The following is an 18233-nucleotide window of genomic DNA, read 5'->3' on the forward strand; positions in this document are numbered from 1 at the left end:
TAGGTTAAAATGCTTTTATCTGTTATTATTCCCGTCTTTAACGAAGAAGAAATCGTTGCCAAGACATACGAAGTTCTTGAAGAAGAACTGAAAAACGTGGAACATGAATTAATTTTCGTGAACGACGGATCCAAGGACCGCACTCGCGAAATTGTAGAAGGTTTACTTCCCAGCAACCCCAACAACAAGATCGTGAACTTCAGCCGCAACTTCGGTCACCAGGCAGCCTTTAGCGCAGGCCTGGACAAGGCTTCTGGCGATGCAGTCGTCATTATTGACGGTGACCTGCAGGACCCGCCCAGCCTGATTCACGAAATGCTGGAAAAGTGGCGTGAAGGTTATCAAGTTGTCTACGCCCAGCGCAACAAGCGTGCCGGCGAAACCATTTTCAAGAAGTTTACCGCATTTGCATTTTATCGCCTTATCGGCAAGTTGACCAGCATCGAGATTCCGCCCGACACAGGCGACTTCCGTCTTATGGACCGTTGCGTGGTGGACCAGCTGAAGAACCTGCCGGAACGTAGCCGATTCCTCCGCGGTCTCGTGTGCTGGGTAGGCTTCAAGAAAATCGGAGTCAAGTACGATCGAGCCGAACGTACTGCAGGCACCTCCAAGTATCCCCTAAAGAAGATGCTCCGACTGGCGTTCGACGGCATTACTGGATTCAGTTCCGCCCCCTTGAAGCTCAGTTTCTACGCAGGCATGTTTGCCACAATCGTGGGACTCGGTCTGTTCGTCTGGTCCATTATCGAAAAGATTTTCTACCCCACCACCACGGTTCCCGGCTGGGCATCTCTCATGACGGCCATCGTGTTCTTTGGCGGTGTACAGTTGATTTCCATTGGAATCATGGGCGAATACATCGGACGAATCTATGACGAAGTCAAGCAGCGTCCCCTGTACATCGAAGACAAGAAATAGTAGACAGCCACGATTGATGAGTGGCGAGCATTGAGATTTAAACAAGGCGGCGAAGCCGCGTTAAACAGAGCAGAAAGCAACGCAGTTGCGAGCTCGAAACTGAAAACTGAAAGCAGAATATGAACAACAAATTATTCGTTATGAGTGCCGCTAGTGGCGCAGGCAAGACCACCCTCAAGGACCTGGTCATCAAGGACTTTCCGGACATCAAGTATTCCATCTCTGCAACCACCCGCCAGCCCCGTGCCGGTGAAGTCGATGGCGTTCATTACTTTTTCAAGACCAAGGAAGAATTTGAAGAACTGATCAAGAATGACGGTCTGATTGAATGGAATGAAGTTCATGGAAACTACTATGGAACTCCCAAGAGTTTCGTTGAACAGACTCTGGCCGAAGGCAATCGAGTCCTGTTTGACCTTGATGTTTTCGGCAAGGTGAATTTTGACAAAGTCTATCCCACCGCAACAGGCATCCTGATTCTCCCGCCCAGCGACGAAGAATTGGAACGTCGCCTCCGCGGTCGTGGCACCGACTCCGAAGAAGTCATCCAGCTCCGCCTTGCAAACGCCAAGAAGGAAGTTGAATTTGCTAAAACTCAGGGCAAGTACGAACACATCATCGTCAACGACGACCTGCAAAAAGCCGCCGACGAACTCCGCGCCATCCTGAAAAAGAAATAAAAATTCGTTGAAATAAAACAGTCAATCCCGAACCCTCTCGGGATTGACAAACAAAAAAATCGTTGAAGCGAAACTCAACGACCAGAATGTGCAACGCACATTCTGAGCAGGGGGTCCAGGAGGGCAGTTAGCCCCCATGCATCTTTATAGAAGCTCTCTTTAGGCGATCGTTCAAGGCCATCCCCACCCCAACATTGGGAATCGGGTCCACCAAGATCAAATCGTATTCCGGCAAATCCAGATCATGCATGTAGGCATACAGTTTGGCGGTCGCTTCCAACATATCTCCCTTTTCGGAAAGATTAAGGGTAGCGGGAATCGGCCCGACGGTATCACCAAATGCAATACGCACAGTATGTTCCGGAAGTTTGAATCCGGCAGGAACCTCGCCGTAATAAAGAGGCACCTGAGGGCGGTAATGGGTATCGCACTGGCCAGGAGCGGCCATGGGTTGACCCGGCTTGGATGTAGATTCCTTGATAGCCACCTTGCCCAAGACCTTCTCCACCATTTCGGGAGTTATGGCACCGGGGCGAAGAACCGTAGGAATTTCCGTCACCACGGATATGATGGAACTTTCAACGCCCACGTCGCAGGCGCCACCATCAACAATACCCGCCAACCCACGATCAGCCAGCTGGTCTGCCACATGCTGGGCGGTTGTGGGGCTCACGTGCTTAAACAGGTTTGCGCTAGGGGCCGCCAAAGGCACACCAGCCTTGCGGATAATTTCCTGGGCAATGGGATGAGCCGGGAAGCGTACAGCTACAGAAGGAAGGCCGCTAGTACACAGGTCAGGGATGCAATCCTTCTTGGGAAGGATCAAGGTCATGGGACCAGGCCAATAAGCTTCAGCCAGCTTGTAGGCCGCCTCGGGAATATCCTTGGCAATATCCTTCAACTGTTCCACATCGCAAATATGAACAATCAGGGGATCAAAGGTCGGACGTTCCTTAATGGCAAAAATCTGTGCCAGAGCCTTAGGCTCGTATGCATTGCCGGCCAAGCCGTAAACCGTTTCGGTAGGAATAGCCACCACCTGCCCGTCTGCCAAAAGTCGGGCGGCTTCATCCACTGATGTCCAAGGGGGAAATTTCATGATGGCCCAAATTTAGAAATTTGACACCGATTCTGCTAGATGCAAAAAAAGGATGGCCCAAAGGACCATCCTTAAATTTTTGCATTTATCCTTAGGTTTCCGCTTATTCTGCGGTTTCGGCAGCGGGAGCCTCTGCAGCAGCAGCAGCAGCTTCTTCAGCCTTGGGTTCATCCTTGCGGCCAAAAGCGAACACCTTGTCGCAGGCGGAGTTAAAGCGGTTCCAAGTCTTCTCGGAATGTTCACGGGGAACGGCACCCACTTCCTTCCAGAGGCGACGGAGGTGCTTCACCTTGTTCATGGAAGCGCCCACGGTAGCTTCGCTCAGGTCGGTCAGCAGGTCTTCGGCCTGTTCGCAGAGCAGCAACTTCTTCTGAAGGTTGTTCTGGCGAGCCTGTTCCTGAATGTCCAGCTGGTCACGACGGCGGGTGAAGAAGTCATCGCAGATTTCGCGGAAGCGCTTGTACATAGTCATGTCTTCGGCTCCGCAAGAACCGGCTTCACGCCATTCCTTCTGGATTTCGCGGACAGCATCGGCCAACTGGTTGGAACCGGCGCTTTCTGCAAATTCAGAAACCTTGTTGATCATTTCCTGCTTCTTGGCCTTGATTTCGGCAAGGGCGGCAGCCAGGGTTTCATCGGCTTCTGCCAGGCGGGCAAGAATCTTATTGTAAACGGTATTGAAGCGATCGCTGATAGCTTCTACGGCTTCCTTGGGAACCATACCCAAAGACTTCCATTCTGCTTCGGCGGCCTTCAATTCTTCCAGGGAAGTCTGTTCGCTAGTACCTTCCAGCTTTTCGCAAAGGGCGGTCTTGGCCTCCAGATTCTTCTGCTTGGAAGCATCCATTTCTTCGAAGTGAGCACGCTTCTTTTCAAAGAAGGCATCGCAGGCGGTACGGAAGCGAGTCCAGATTTCGTCAGACTTGCTCTTGGGTACGGGGCCAGTAGCCTTCCATGCATCCTGCAGCTGTTTTAACTTGTTAGAAGTTGCATTCCAGTCGCTGGATTCCTGAATGGCTTCTGCTTCCAGGCAGAGGGCAACTTTCTTTTCGTAGTTAGCTTCGCGGGATTCATCTTCAGCCTTCAGGTTTTCCTTATGCTGAGCATAGAAAGCGTTGGTAGCGGCCTTGAAACGTTCGGTAAGGGCAGCCACGTTTTCCTTGGGAACCATGCCGATGTTCTTCCAGGATTCCTGGAGTTCCTGAACGGACTTGAACTTGTCCTTCCAGAAAATTTCAGCATTGGCAACCAGTTCTTCGATCTTCTGGCAAATGGCTTCCTTGTCGGCCAGGTTCTTAACGCGTTCTGCATTCATCTCTTCGATAAAGGCAGTGCAGTTTTCCTTGACCTTTTCATAGTAACCCTGGAAGCGATCGCGGTAGTCCTGAAGCTTTGCTGCAGATACGGGGCCGATTTCCTTCCAGCGGTTGCTGAATTCGCGGAGCTTGCTAAGAACGTTCTGGCTAGCTTCTTCCTTGGTCAGTGCTTCCATTTCGGTCAGCAGTTCATCGCGAGCCTGTTCGTTACGCCAGTTTTCCCACTGCTGCATTTCCTGGAAACGGCTGGTTGCAGCCTTATATTCCTGCCACAGGTCGTGGTACTTGAACTTCTGTTCGCCAACGATTTCCTTCCACTGGTTGTAGCATTCACGAACCTTCTTGTTCAGTTCGCGGAAGTCTTCATTTTCGTCGAAGGACTTGACCTTTTCGATAATGGCCTTCAGCTTGACGGAGTTTTCTTCAACCATCTTCTGAGCGGATTCAGTGAAGGAAGAAATCTTTTCGGAAAGCTTATTGCGGAGAGCATTGTAGGACTGAAGGATCGGATCTTCACCTTCAAGCAGGGGCAGCTTTTCCCATTCGCGGACAATGCCGTGAAGGTGCTTACCGGTAGTTTCATTTACGTCGGTGTCAGCCAGAGCCTGCAGACGTTCCAGCAGTTCCGGACGGGCGGATTCGTCAGCAGCGTCTACAGCAGGAGCATCCACCACCACAGGCTTGCGGACTTCCTGAACCTTGAAGTAGGCGTTGTTAAAGCGCTTGATCAAGGCGGCATCCATCATGGACTTGCCTTCGGCCCAATCGTTCAAGATAGCGTCAACGCGTTCTGCGTTATCGGCCAACTTGTTTTCGGAAACCAGCTGTTCCAGTTCTTCGAGGCTAGCAGAAAGAGCGGCAATCTTGGCGGCCTTTTCGGCGGCAGCCTTTTCAGCGGCAATCTTTTCGGCATTGGCTTCATCGCAGAACTTATTAAAGCTTGCATAAACTTCATCCAGGGCAGCCTGCTTGTCACCCATGCCCAAGGCGCGGGCTTCGGCCATCAGTTCTTCAAACTGAGACTTCACAGCCAGAGGATCCTTCTGGGCAGCCAGGTGATGTGCCTGACCCAGCAGAGCCTCCTGCTTACCTGCCAACAGAGCAGCAGCCTTCTTGCCACCATCTTCGGCTTCCTTCTTGGCGCGAATCTTATCGGCCACCATCTTACGGACGGAAGTATGCTTGGAGCTCTTGGCGATGTCAGCCATAAAGGATTCAGAAGTCACCTTTTCGGCAGCGGCCATGGCAACGGATTCCTTGGCATCGCGGGTAGCCACAATGGTAAGAACGCTAGCCTTGGTGCAAGACTTCACCAGTTCTTCGCGAATGGCATCGCAAGTAGCGGCAGCCTTCAGCAAGTCATCGGCGAAGTGAGTATCCTTAATTTCAGAAAGCAGTGCAATATCTTCACTCGTTGCAGAATCCAGGGACTTCAGCTTCTTGACGATTTCTTCCAGATAGCGGTTCTTTGCCAGGGACTTTACACTTTCGTCGGCATCATTCTGAGAGATGCGCTTGAGAGTATCCAGGCTAGCCACCTTCTTGACGGCAGCTGTACGAACACGAACATCCACGTCGCTGGCAAGACCTTCAATAATGTCCTGATCGTCGACTTCGTCTACTGCCTTGAGGCGGATAGCGGGGTCAGACTTTTTCCAGTTCGGTTTTACAAAATCAAATAAGCTCATAAATTTCTCCAATAGGTAGACAAGCCCTTGGGGGCTCGTGTATAGCATAATCTAACTAAAAAAAGTTTTGTCAATAAAAAAATGGCAGAAATTAGGTGCTTTTTACACTATTAACTATCTTTGTTGCCGTGGCAAGACGAATTCCCAAACTAAACGCACCCGAAGAAGTTCATAACAAGCTCAAACCCGAGCTGCTGACCGACTTCTGCGAAGTGTACATCCCCATGGCTCCCGATGTCTATACATACGGAGTCCCTGTTGGCGTCACCCTGAAACGCGGTGATGTTGTATGGGTTCAGTTCGCCACACGCAAGAAGCCTGCCCTGGCCGTAGTTTCCAAGGTACACCAGCAGCGGCCCTCATTCCAGGTGCGCCCCGCCTACCCTCACCAATCCGGATTCTCCTTTAACGAACGATACATGGAAAATCTGGAATGGGTCGCCAGGTATTATATAAGCACGCCAATGAAATCGCTATTTGTTTTTTGGCCTGCCGATTTTGAAAAGTTCCTGGACGCCCTGGCCGCATCGAAAAATTCAGACTTGCCGGCAGACACCCCTAGTGCAACCGTAAAGCCATCCGCAGAATCTACCGCCCAGCCGCCGCTGACGTTAGAACAAAATAACGCACTGCAGTCCCTAGTCGCCGATCTTAACGGCACAGGTTTCCGCGGCACCCTCCTTCACGGCGTTACCGGTTCCGGCAAGACCCGCATTTATCAGGAGTTAGCCCGAGTCGCCCTGAGCCAGGGCAAAAAAGTTTTAATCCTGGTTCCCGAAATCGGTTTGACACCGCAGACTTCCAAACGGTTTGAAGACTTTCTGCAAGTTCCCATCGTGGTTCTGCACTCCGCCCTGTCCGCCCCCAAAAAGCGAGAAGGCTATCTGTCCATTATGCGCGGTGATGCAAAAGTAGTCCTTGGTACCCGCAGCGCCATTCTGGCTCCCTTCGACTTTGACCTTGTCATCTTAGACGAAGAACACGATTCTTCTTTCAAGCAGCAGGACCCTGCCCCACGATATCACACCCGTGAACTAGCATTCCACTTGGCATTCAAGCATGGAGCCCTTGTGGTTTTAGGCAGCGCAACTCCTTGCCTTGAAACCTACACAAACGCACAAACCGGAAAGCTAAAGCTGTTGACGCTAAAGGAACGCGCCACCCAGGCACCCATGCCTCACATCGACATCGTAGACATGGGCAAGAACCGCCAGCAGAAAGGCATCATGCTCTCCCCCGCCCTCCGCGAAGCCCTGACCGAAAACGTGGCCGCCGGAGACCAGGCCATCATCCTGATGAACCGCCGCGGTTATTCAAAGGTTCGAGTCTGCACGGAATGTGGAGAAACCCTTTACTGCAAGAACTGCCACATTCCTCTGGTATATCATAAGCAGTACCGTTCTCTCATGTGCCATTACTGCGCCACCCTCTACCCCGTAAACACCCCCTGCGGCAGCTGCGGAGCAGACACCTACGAATTCGTGGGCGGAGCCATCGAAATGCTGGAAGAAGAAATCAACGGCTGGGTTCCCGGAGCCAAAGTCATCCGCATGGACCGCGACACCACCCAGAACGTAGGTGCCACCGAAAAAATTCTGGACCAGTTCCGCAGCGGTGAATTCAACATTTTGCTTGGCACCCAGATGGTTGCCAAGGGCCACGACTTCCCCGGAGTTCGCTTGGTAGGAATCGTCGGAGCCGACAGCGGCACAGGCATCCCCGATTTTAGAACAACCGAACGTCTTTACCAATTATTGAGTCAGACGGCAGGTCGAGCCGGCCGAGCCTCCCGCAAATCCGACGACCCGCAAAGCGACCAAGGCCGAGTCTTCATTCAGACTTTAAAGCCCTCCGAGCCGGTGATGCAATTTGCCATTCACCATGACTTCGAAGGTTTCGCCTCCATGGAAACTGACGACCGACAAGCCGCCTGCTACCCGCCCTTCTGCAAGCTGGTAGAAATCAGCTGCGGCAGCAAGGACCCAGACCTTTTACGCCATACGGTGGAACGTCTAGAAAACATCCTCCGCGCCGACAAGAGCTTTATGGTATTAGGCCCCGTAGACGCCTTCGTCCCCATTGTGCAAAACGTACACTGGACCAGACTCTACATCAAGACACAGGATCTGGCCCCCGTGCGGAGAATTCTTTCGCCCATCGTCAACTCCCCCAAACCCTGGGTTATGGGAGTAGATATAAAGGTGGAAATTCAATAGGAAACGCATACAAAAAAAAACGGATGTTCCTTATAGGAGCATCCGTTCTTCATTAGAAACGTTTTGACTTAGAACACAAAGGTAATCACACCAGCCAAAAGACCTGCACCGGCAACGCCATAGAAAACGTTACGGAGCGTCTGATGATGGTCGATATCATCTACAGCCTTTTTCTGAGCAGCCTGTTTTTCTTCGTAATTGCTGAACACAGAAGTGTTATAATCGTTAGCAACATCATTAGCCTTTGAGTTCTCATAGATGCCCACACCTACACCACCGGCAATAAGAACTGCGGCAGCAATTCGGGTCCATGCGCGCCAAGTCCAGGACTCGCCAGACTGCTGCTGAGTCGAAGGCATATCGCTACCGTAGGCATATTCTGCAGTAAGGCCGCGGGTTTTCAATTCACCAGCAAGAATAGAATCGGACTTGGCTTTCCAATTGACAAATTCAGGTTCATTGGCAAATTCATTCACAGAGAAAGAACCGTCCACGTCAAAGGGAACTCCGCCACGGCTCAAGTAAAGATTGGACATTGCGATATAGCGGTCGCCAGCCTGAGTCTTCAACGGGAAATTCAGATATTCCACTTCGGTCTTGAAAGGAGCGGAACGATCAAAGGTTGCAGCCTTGTCAATCGGCATTTTCATCACACCGCTAAACAAGAACGGAGTTGCGACGTCCAAGGAATCCACCACGGACACGCTGAAGGTTTCAGCTTCAGAATCATAAGAACCAATGGTCACCTGAGCCTTGGGAGCTTCGGCACGAATAGTCTCCGCCTGAACAGCAACCATGTAGTCGTTCAAGACTTCAATGGCGCGAAGCAGACGTTCACGATACTTGTCACAACGGGAAATCAGTTCACTATACTGACGGTTTCCTTCTTCTTGCCACTGATCCCTACGGCGAGCGAATTCTTCGGATGATTCGTTGGGCTGCTGGGGAGACAACTTGGGGTAAGTGGCCATAAACTTGTTGATCATCTGAGTACGTTCACCATCAGTCTGTCTGATACGATTTTCGATGATAACCACACGAGCCTTATACTCTTCAGACTTTGTGGAATTCTTGAGCAGAAGTTCAGAAAGTTTGATTTCACCTTCTCTAGAGAAAATGCTCTGTTCTTCAAGAACAACATCAAGTTTCAACTTGGTATTGGCCTTCAATTCAACTTCTACAACTCTTGTTTCGTAAGAGGGATAAGAAACGGTCACCGTCAACTTGCCAGGAACAACGCTTTCGAACTTAGCGGGAGCTTCCAAGGACTCACCCGTAGTAGAGAGAACCACTTGAGCATTTTCGGGGAAGGTACGCACTTCTACATCGGAGTACATACCAGACTGAATTTTTCTGATTTTATCAGCCGCTTCTTCAAGTTCAGCGATACGCTTTACTGCAACGCGGGAACGTGCTTCAGAAAGTGACTTAACTTCCTTGTCGTAGACAGCTCTGCGTTTTTCAAAATCAGCCATCTTTTCAAATTCGCCCTTGGGAGCCAGAGGGGGCAATTGAGCCTTGACATCGGATTCAATCTGCTGTACGAAAATGTGAGCGGCGGTAACGCTGTCCATAATCAGCTGCAGTCGGTTGGAATAAATGTTAAAGTCGTCGGTATCCTTGGCGGTCAACTTATCCAGATCCAAAGCAGAACCAGCAGGAGCCACATTAGCCACAGGGGTAGGACTCTGCGGAGCCGGTTCTGATGCTACGGGAGCAACCGACGGTACGAAAGTAGCAGGTTGTTCGGCAGCCGGAGCGGAGGCCGGAGCAGGAGCGGGCTGTGCCACAGGAGCGGGTGCCGGGGCAGGAGCCGGAGCGGGCTGGGCCACAGGGGCGGGTGCCGGGGTAGGAGCCGGAGCGGGCTGTGCCACAGGAGCGGGTGCAGGAGCTGGGGCCGGAGCGGGCTGTGCCACAGGAGCGGGTGCCGGGGCAGGGGCCGGAGCGGGCTGGGCCACAGGAGCGGGTGCAGGAGCTGGGGCCGGAGCGGGCTGTGCCACAGGAGCGGGTGCCGGGGCAGGAGCCGGAGCGGGCTGGGCCACAGGGGCGGGTGCCGGAGCAGGCTTAGGAGCAGGTTTTGCCGCGGGAGCAGGTTCATCCCAACCAGCGTCGTCCCAACCTACAGAATCCCAATCATCAGCCAAAACAACCGAACTGCAAAGCACTAGCGCTCCAAAAAGAACTTTTAAATTCATATCGCGTCCCTCAAAATCTTATGTAATAGAAAAGATACATTCTATATGATTTATATGCAACAACTCACCACTCAAAAATCAACCCTAAAGGGTATGTAGGAAAGCAAGCATAGGGGAAATTAGATGCCAAACTTCTCAAAATTTTCGTAGGTATAATCTCGGGTAAAGGCATTAAAATGCCACCATTCACTTCCTAGAGGAACCCATCCCGCCTTTTTCATAATAGAACGAAGTTTATTGCGATTGTCTATCTGCTGTTGAGTCAAACGACCACTTTGCAAAGCTTCAGACTCCCCTACAGAACCCGCACAGCGTTCAAAGGAATCAAAATCAGTCCCCATATCCAGCAAGTTTCCTTCTGCATCCGTAAGACTCAAATCCAGAGCAAGTCCGAAATTATGAAGTCCCCCTTTCACCGGAGAAGAAACGTAATGGGAATATGGAGTTCCTCGCACGGTATTCCTCAGGGCAGCCTGAGCGTAAACAGGTCGAGCGGCATCAAAGATGACCAGCTTGGCTCCCGGGAATTCCTGTTCCATGACATGGATGGTTTTCTTCAGTTTCTCGTAGGCTTCTTTGCGGACAAAAGCCCGCTGCACGCCGCAATACAAGTCATGTCCCGTTACGTTATCAAAAGTCGCATAGCGTAAATTCATGCGCAAGCCTTTCATACGGGTAATTTCCACAAGGCTGGAATCCTGTTCGGCAAAGGCAATCCACTGCTTTACTGCGGAACAGAATCGCAAAGGTTTTTCGGGCTTAGGCGGAACAAAGGCGACATCCGTAGGATTCGCCAATGCCATACCACAAAGGGCCAAAATTACAAGAAGGCGGAACAAGCTAAACTAGAACTGAACTTCTACACCAAACTGAGGGTACAATCCCAAGCCCTTAGCCATAAAGGGAACCAGATCATAACCGTCAGCAGAATTCTTCTTGCGGTCATCACGAGTTACATAAGAACGTTCGCGGTAGTTGTCGGAACCCAGGAATTCAACATCCAGATTTGCAAAGATGTTATCCAGTTCCAGATAGAACCTGGCCGTACGGAAGAAACTCTTCTTGGGAATCAAATCCAAATTGACGCGAAGGTCTGTGCGGAAGAAATCCGTAAACTGGTGATAATCTTTCAGTTCTCGAGTGCCAATGGAATTGGCTGTAGCCGGGGTAATCGAATAGTAATACAGCGGACGATGCAAGGCTGCATGATGAGTCAAAATTACAGACACGATAGAGTCCTTGCGGGGATAGTAGCGGAAGTGAGAAAGAATATCAAGACGGGAATTGGCTTCCCAGGGCAAGCTCCTACCGCCATCCAGTTCATATTCACCGTAGACAGAGCTGATGTTTGTCGCCATGGAGAAATGGTGAGAAGTCTTTAATTCTGCAGAACCCGAAGCACCGGCTACCCAGGCGAAATCCACCGGAGTCACATCATTATAACGGGCATAGGCCTTAGGCAAGGGCAGCAGCGGATCCGCATAATAACGACCAAAACCAGAAGCCTGGGCAATGAAGTACTTGGAATTATAACCAAGGCCCAGCTTAGCGGAAACACCCGATTCCAGACGTCCCGTCAGTTCGCCATCATCAAAGTAAGGTTTCCAGTCGCTGCGGTAGGCGGCATTACCAAAAAGGCGCCAGAAAGCAGTATCGGTCTTAGAAAGATTCTGCTGATAATCGAAAGAGGCCGTAGGAGCGGCTTCATGTTCACCCGCATCGGCAACAGCACCCAAAGAAAGAATCTTCTGAGAGTAGTCGCTCTTCCAGTTCAGACGACCCGCTCCAGAAAGCACTCCCGTCTGATGATCCTTGGATTGAACACCACCAAATTCAGGATACTTATGTTCAAGAACATGATGTTCATACAGAAGAGCTCCGCTTAACTTTGATCCATAGATATCACCTTTGAATTTCTTATCCAGGCCACCGCTAAGAGTTGTGTGGGTCTGTTCGTAGCTGTCGATGAAAGCCTTTGCCATATCCTGGTCGGTACTGCCCGGGCTACGGAAACCAATCGTATCGCGCAAGGTGTCGCCCACATGTTCGCGAACCATACCTGCGTGGAAGCTGGTACCAAAACGGGATTCATATTCGGCGCCAATGACCAAGTAAGACTGCACACCTTCAATGATATCGATAAAGGCCACAGAATCAATGCGTCTAGAAGTATCCTGGTGTACGCTATATTCGTCGGAACTATACAAGGTTCGCAGAGCCCAGGTATTTCCTTCGGAATCCGAGCCGTTAAACTGGGCATAAACATCCATGGCGCTCAGGTCATAGGGGTTCGATTCAGCCACCTTGCAATCCTTGCAATCATCGGTATTCTTACGGAACTCAGAGAAGAACTTTTCTCCCATGTTCTTCAACATGTCTGCGTCCAGCATTCGGAATGCAAAACGGAAACTATCCCAGAAGAGCCACGGAGCATCCACCACAACTTCTCTCATGGTAATGCCAGCAGTTCCTCTCAAGCCCCAATCGCCCTTGGTCTGTTCGGGAATGTATTGCACAGAAGTTGCCAGGCCCTGACCGATGGGACCTTCGCCATAGTTGTCATGAATTTCGATACCGCTCAAGGTATGAGGGTTAATCACAGAAAGGTTACCCGGGAATCCCACATCCAGATGACGCATGTTGGGAATGCGGAGACGACCTAGATGGTAAGCCACATCACCGGCACGGGAACCATCATAGTAAAGAGCACTACTAAAATCCTTCTGGCCAGAAATACCAGGCATCTGACTCAAATGTTCCGTAAGGTCGAAACGCATACCGGCAGCATCTTCAAGCTTATCCAGATTAATCTTGCGTTCAACTTCCCACTGAACTTTTTCGGCGCTACCGCCAACAATGGTACTTGCACCCAGGCTACGAACGTTGGTACTCAAGGTAACCACCATATCGAACAGGTCGGCAAAATCCTGAAGTTCCACCACAACGCTATCAAAGCCATCTTTCTTAAAGACGAGGGATGCATTACTGGAGCTTACGGTATACTCAAATCGGCCATCTGAATTCGTTTCACCCACGGACTTACCCGACACATAGGTAATAGTCACATCCTTAATGGGCAAGTCATTTTCGGCTTCAAGAACCACACCCGAAATTAGGGTCGGCGTAGCACCGAATGCTACGACAGCAAAAAATACCACAGACAGAAAAACGATAAGGCGTCGAATACTCATACTAGTTAAATTAGAAATTTTATATTTCGGTATACCATGCTCAAGATTTATTTAGTACAGATGGAAGCGGTTTTAAACGATAAAACCGCAAACTTCAGGAAAGTCCGTCAACTATTAGACGAATGCAATCCCAGGGACGGCCTTATCATTCTCCCTGAAATGTTCGCCACAGGGTACATTCCCGAAGAGCCTGCCAAATATGCAGAAGACTTCGGCCATGCAGATGCAGGACTCACCGCCAACTTCTTGAGCACACTGGCCGACGAAACTGGATGTGCAGTCCTTGGCGCTGGAATTTCTACAGTTCCCAATAAAGGTCAGAACGCCCCCCTGATGCAAAACCATTCCAGCCTTTATCTGCCCGGTCGCAAAGAGGAAGCCGCCTGCTATAACAAGCGAAAGCCCTTCTTCCCCGAAGTGGATTTCATCCCTGGCGATTCCGTTAGCTTATTCAAAATAAACCAGTGGAATGTCGCCGCCGCCATCTGCTACGACCTGCGTTTTCCGGAACTGTTCCGCGACGCCGTAAAAGCCGGGGCAAGACTCATTACCATTCAGGCAGCCTGGCCCGTCATTCGCAAGGAACACTGGATCACCCTGCTGAAAGCCCGCGCCATCGAAAATCAGGTTTATGTAGCCGCCGCAAACCAATACGGAAATTCCATGATTATCTCCCCCACCGGCGAGGTTATCGCCCAGGGAGAAATGGGAGAAAAAGTGATCCAGGGGACCATTTTATCGGCTCCGCAAGAGGAATACCGCAAGGCATTTCCCGTCCTGAAAGGAATAGTCTAAATTGGAATGATTTAAATCACAATATCAAAACAACGTCATTTTCGGCAACTCATTGAGTATCAACAACTTACAGAATCTTTTGAAAAATTTTTCTTTGAAAATGTGATGTAGATGACAGCCAAATGTCAAAAATTAATTGTATCTTTCTTCATGTAAAACGGATATCAACGTCAAAAAAGAGAGAGAGGTGCATCATGTCAAACGAAAATAAGTTGCAGTATGTCAAGGCGTTGATTAAAGCAGGAGTTACCCGCGAACTGGTCCTCAAGATTACCTCGATTTCTGGCTACCAGTATTCTCAAATTCGCCGCGAACTCGCCGCCTAAAAAGCCAAGGCAATTTAGCTTCAAAAAATGAAAATAATCCTTGTTATACCCGCGCAGCCTGCCACCCTAAATCAGGAACGGCAGGCTGTGCTTTTATCATGCTTTCGCGACGGATCCCTGCTTTTAGAAGGCAAGGACGGAAAGAAACCAGCCCAGTTCTATATGTCTATCAAGGACAATTTTCCCTGGAGCGAATTTCTGAAGAAGATGATGGTGGCCTGGCAGTTGAGCGACTACTCAGGCGTTCCCAACGAGTTTAAGCCACTGAAGAGAATTCCTCAGTTTGTTTTAGACGAAATATTGAACGAGACTCAGGAAAATCAGCTGAAAGTTCTTGCCGCCCTAAGGCAGCAAGGTTACTTCGGGACGCTCCCGCAACGCAAGGACAAGTAGGGAGTCCCTGAGACCCGAGGCACAGAGACCCTGAGACCCTGAAATAAATTCAGGGTGACGTTCTGGGTGACGTTTGGATTCTAAAGGATCAGCATGCCGTCGCCGTAGCTGAACAGCTTCAGGCGATTTTCTACAGCCATCTTGTAGGCGGCCAGAGTGTTTTCGCGGCCATAGAAAGCAGACACCAGCAAGATTAGGGAACTCTTGGGCCAATGGAAATTGGTAAGCAAGCCGTCTACGATCTTGTAGCGATAACCCGGATAGAAGAACGCGTGAGTGACACCGCTCTGGGCACGGACAACGCCGTTGTCGTCGGCGATGGTTTCTACCACGCGGGTACTTGTGGTACCCACGGTAACAACGCGGCCACCGGCGGCTTTTGCCTCGTTAATGATGCGAGCATTTTCTTCTGTAAGTTCGTAGTGTTCACCGTGCATCTTGTGCTGAGTGAAATCCTCTACAGAAATATTCTGGAAGGTACCGGGTCCCACATGCAGTGTAACTTCGGCGACCTTGACGCCCTTGTCCTTTAGAGCCTGCAGCATCTCTTCGCTAAAATGGAGGCTTGCCGTAGGAGCGGCAACGGCACCGGAATACTTGGCAAAAATAGTCTGGTAAGCCTTCTTGTCTTCTTCGTCATCGGGGCGGTTAATGTAGGGCGGCAGGGGCACGTGTCCCTGGGCATTCATCACCGCTTCCAGTTCAACGGGCGTTACGGCAAAGCGCAGAACACGGGAACCGTCTTCGTTGATAGATTCTACAGTGGTCTTAACGCCAGCGATTATCAATTCGCGGCCCACCTTAAAAGCCTTACCCGGGCGAACCTGAGCCTCGTAACGGGCAGAACCATCTTCGGCAGGAATCATGGCCTGCACCAGCAAGGTTTCTACTTCGCCGTCATGCATGGTCTTTCCATAAAGGCGGGCAGGAATCACCTTGGTGTTGTTCACCACCAGGCAGTCACCGGCCCTGAAAAGATCTACGATATCGGCAGCCTTCATGATATGACGTTCACCACCGTCCTTAGGGCAATGCAAAATGCGAGTCTTGCCCTTGCCCGCCGTGCGGCTGGCAATCAGTTCGGGAGGAAATTCAAAACTGTAGTCAGAAAGATTATGTTCCATGGTTACGCATCCATTTCGGCCAAAGCCTTCAGCAAACTTTCACGAACCTTATTCTTGAGGGATTCCGGCTTAAGAATAGAGATTTCCGTAGAAACACCCATGAGCCAAGTAACAAAATCAGGGGTGATGCGGAGTTTTACATCCACAACCATATTGCCGTTCTTATCGAGACGGCGGGTTGCTTCCGGGAAGAAGTGGGAACGTTCAAACTGAGTCTGAAGCCACTTGGTCTTGACCAACAGGGAAACATCTTCAGGAGTGATTTTAGAATCGGTATACTTGGCGAAAGCATACTTATAATGGATCTTCGCATCGAAGGGTAGCTTAGGTGCGGGAACATTCGTAATCGTCACGTTGGAAATTTTTTCGAACATGAAGTTCTTGAACACCTGAGTTTCTTCATAAGTTTCATCTGCGGCTATCAGATACAGGGTATCCATACGCATAATGACCTTGATAGGATTCACTATCTTCGTCTCTGGTTTTTCAGAAGAGGCGGAGTGAGTGTAATTTATGCGGATCATGGAACCATCGTGAATGGCTTTCAGCACCTTGTTCACCATGGAATCCTGCAATTTATTATCGCAGAAAGGACCGTAATCCAGAATGTAGTCCGGGTCCGTAGAAATGGCATCGGGTTTGAAGTCTTCGGGATCGGTGGTCTGCATGGAATCAATCACCTTTTCCAGCAGTTTGATAGTCTTCAAGTCGGCCGCGTTAGCGACAGAAAGGCTCTTCTTGACCTTTTCAAGTTGACGAACCACTTCCTGGTTGAAGTTCATCTCCTTGTCAGTTTGAATAACATAATAAGTTTCGCCATTTTCCTTAAACTTACGGAGTCCGCAGTTTTCCTTGGCAACGACATCCAGATGACGGAATACCGTACGAGGGCCGCAATTCAACAAAGAGGCAAGCTGTTTTACAGTGACCTTACTTTTTAGGAAGCCCTTGATATTATTGATTTTTTCGTAACCACTTGCCATAGGATTTCTCCAGTTACAGAAGTTTTAAACGGTTTTCAATGGAAGCGGTCTTTGCCTTCTTTACCACAGACAGGAACGCAGCCTGTTTTTGAATAACAGAACGCACATGACCTTCCAGCAGGAATTTTTTGTTCACGCAGGAAACCTTTACCACAGCCCCCTGCATAATGGAATGCAAGGCCAGATCCGTTTCCAGTTCCTTGCACAGCATTTCATTTTCAACTTGATCGGCAGGAATCACGGAAATGGCACAATGAAGCGCCAACACACCAGAAATTTCAGCCACCTTATTTTCCAGATCCCTGGAGTAATATTTTTCGTTGCAATAGGCGGAAACTTCTACATGGCCGAATAGGACCTTTACATCATAATTGAACAGGTGGACATTGGGTGATTCCAGCAAGGCGATAACCGCACGTTCAATTTGAGTATCCGTGATGTAGGAGTCCGTCTGGATTCGGGTAAAGTCAACACAACCACGCACCTTAGGGAGGCCGTTAATGCAAGCCTTCATGGCACGTTTAATGGAAAGGTTGCGGACCATTCCCTTAAGGTAAACCACACCCTGCCCCACTTCAATGGAAACCTTGGAAGCATCCTGCGGGAACACCTGTTTTACCTTGCCCAACACCGCCTGGGTAAGTTTATCGTTAGGCGCATTCTGAGCCTGCAACGGCAAGGTAATGAACAACAGGGTTTTGTCTTTTAACAAAACAGCCAGCTTGTCTTTTTCGCCATCGTTCACCATGCCCACGGCAACGCCGAACTGGTCGCGAATGGTATGGTAGACCTGATCTCCAAGAAGCGTGTGGGCACTTTGTGCCGGCAGCAACCGGTAACCATCCGTAGACTCTTCTTTCTGGATTGTCACCTTGGGGCATTCTACCTTTTTTTCGGGACCGCTACCATAATCCAGAACCATGATATCTTTTTCGGGGCCCTGGAAGACACTTTTTACAAGACCAGGCTTAAGACTCTTCTTGAAGTAGAGCCAGTTACCCGGAGCCACACGGTTATGCCCGAAAATCTTGGCGTAGTCGGAATTGATGTGTTCCTTTCGGCAGAAACAAAATTCGTTAGAAAAGGCAACAAAAAGGGCCGTGCAGCGGGTACAGCAGCACAGCACCGGAATATGAGGGTCCAAGCCCCCATAAGTGGTATAGTTTTCCTGGGCAAAAATATCGTGGTCCGTTACCTTCTGGCAACGGCAACAGAATAGCCTCTGACTGTACAACCTATGAGGAAACTGAACACGCATTGATTGAGTGGTTAGTGGTCAGTGGTTAGTGGTTAGTGGTTACTGTTT

The 18233-nt window shown here is 50.0% G+C and carries 14 protein-coding genes; 6 read left to right on the plus strand and 8 right to left on the minus strand.

Annotated features, from left to right (window positions below; all coding sequences use genetic code 11):
- Positions 1–9: 9 nt before the first annotated feature.
- Complete coding sequence (locus BUB73_RS04500) at positions 10–921, plus strand: glycosyltransferase family 2 protein (protein WP_073157257.1); 912 nt, start codon at positions 10–12, stop codon at positions 919–921.
- 119 nt (positions 922–1040) lie between these two features.
- Complete coding sequence (gmk, locus tag BUB73_RS04505) at positions 1041–1601, plus strand: guanylate kinase (protein ID WP_073157260.1); 561 nt, start codon at positions 1041–1043, stop codon at positions 1599–1601.
- Positions 1602–1728: 127 nt separating this feature from the next.
- On the opposite strand, the gene BUB73_RS04510 is transcribed toward gmk, so the two are convergent.
- Complete coding sequence (locus tag BUB73_RS04510) at positions 1729–2700, minus strand: L-threonylcarbamoyladenylate synthase (protein ID WP_073235541.1); 972 nt, start codon at positions 2698–2700, stop codon at positions 1729–1731.
- Between the two features lie 103 nt (positions 2701–2803).
- The gene (locus BUB73_RS04515; RefSeq protein ID WP_073283898.1) at positions 2804–5704 is read right to left on the minus strand and encodes a DUF349 domain-containing protein; all 2901 of its coding nucleotides are present in this window, start codon (positions 5702–5704) and stop codon (positions 2804–2806) included.
- 128 nt (positions 5705–5832) lie between these two features.
- Between BUB73_RS04515 and priA the strand changes: the two genes are divergently transcribed.
- Positions 5833–7920 (plus strand): replication restart helicase PriA, encoded by a 2088-nt coding sequence (gene priA / locus BUB73_RS04520; RefSeq protein ID WP_073283979.1) that lies wholly within the window; start codon positions 5833–5835, stop codon positions 7918–7920.
- Positions 7921–7988: 68 nt separating this feature from the next.
- On the opposite strand, the gene BUB73_RS16570 is transcribed toward priA, so the two are convergent.
- The 3 genes from BUB73_RS16570 to BUB73_RS04540 all read right to left on the minus strand — a co-directional run bounded on the left by BUB73_RS16570 (position 7989) and on the right by BUB73_RS04540 (position 13306).
- Entirely contained in the window at positions 7989–10115 is a 2127-nt protein-coding gene (locus tag BUB73_RS16570; protein ID WP_139259113.1) for a PEGA domain-containing protein, read from the minus strand.
- A gap of 119 nt (positions 10116–10234) precedes the next feature.
- Positions 10235–10918 (minus strand): M15 family metallopeptidase, encoded by a 684-nt coding sequence (locus BUB73_RS04535; RefSeq protein WP_083539647.1) that lies wholly within the window; start codon positions 10916–10918, stop codon positions 10235–10237.
- A gap of 42 nt (positions 10919–10960) precedes the next feature.
- Complete coding sequence (locus tag BUB73_RS04540; protein WP_073283901.1) at positions 10961–13306, minus strand: peptidase associated/transthyretin-like domain-containing protein; 2346 nt, start codon at positions 13304–13306, stop codon at positions 10961–10963.
- Between the two features lie 36 nt (positions 13307–13342).
- On the opposite strand from BUB73_RS04540, the gene BUB73_RS04545 reads away from it, so the two are divergent.
- The 3 genes from BUB73_RS04545 to BUB73_RS04550 all read left to right on the plus strand — a co-directional run bounded on the left by BUB73_RS04545 (position 13343) and on the right by BUB73_RS04550 (position 14820).
- On the plus strand, positions 13343–14101 hold the full coding sequence (locus tag BUB73_RS04545) for a nitrilase-related carbon-nitrogen hydrolase (RefSeq protein WP_073157272.1): 759 nt from the start codon (positions 13343–13345) through the stop codon (positions 14099–14101).
- Between the two features lie 194 nt (positions 14102–14295).
- On the plus strand, positions 14296–14427 hold the full coding sequence (locus tag BUB73_RS17815) for a hypothetical protein (protein ID WP_254917571.1): 132 nt from the start codon (positions 14296–14298) through the stop codon (positions 14425–14427).
- Positions 14428–14514: 87 nt separating this feature from the next.
- Positions 14515–14820 carry a hypothetical protein gene (locus tag BUB73_RS04550; protein ID WP_139258212.1) on the plus strand — a complete coding sequence of 102 codons (306 nt, stop codon included), beginning with the start codon at positions 14515–14517 and terminating at the stop codon, positions 14818–14820.
- An 80-nt stretch (positions 14821–14900) separates the two neighbouring features.
- Here the strand turns inward: BUB73_RS04550 and queA are convergent, their stop codons facing one another.
- The 3 genes from queA to BUB73_RS04565 are packed head-to-tail and all read right to left on the minus strand — an operon-like array spanning position 14901 to position 18185.
- On the minus strand, positions 14901–15944 hold the full coding sequence (queA, locus tag BUB73_RS04555) for a tRNA preQ1(34) S-adenosylmethionine ribosyltransferase-isomerase QueA (RefSeq protein WP_073283904.1): 1044 nt from the start codon (positions 15942–15944) through the stop codon (positions 14901–14903).
- Between the two features lie 2 nt (positions 15945–15946).
- A complete protein-coding gene (locus tag BUB73_RS04560) occupies positions 15947–16927 on the minus strand; it encodes a WYL domain-containing protein (RefSeq protein ID WP_073235524.1) in 981 nt (326 codons plus the stop codon).
- Between the two features lie 13 nt (positions 16928–16940).
- Entirely contained in the window at positions 16941–18185 is a 1245-nt protein-coding gene (locus BUB73_RS04565) for a BON domain-containing protein (protein WP_083539639.1), read from the minus strand.
- Positions 18186–18233 lie beyond the last annotated feature (48 nt).

Origin of the sequence: Fibrobacter sp. UWH6, from assembly GCF_900142465.1 — a bacterium.
Taxonomy (GTDB): Bacteria; Fibrobacterota; Fibrobacteria; order Fibrobacterales; family Fibrobacteraceae; genus Fibrobacter.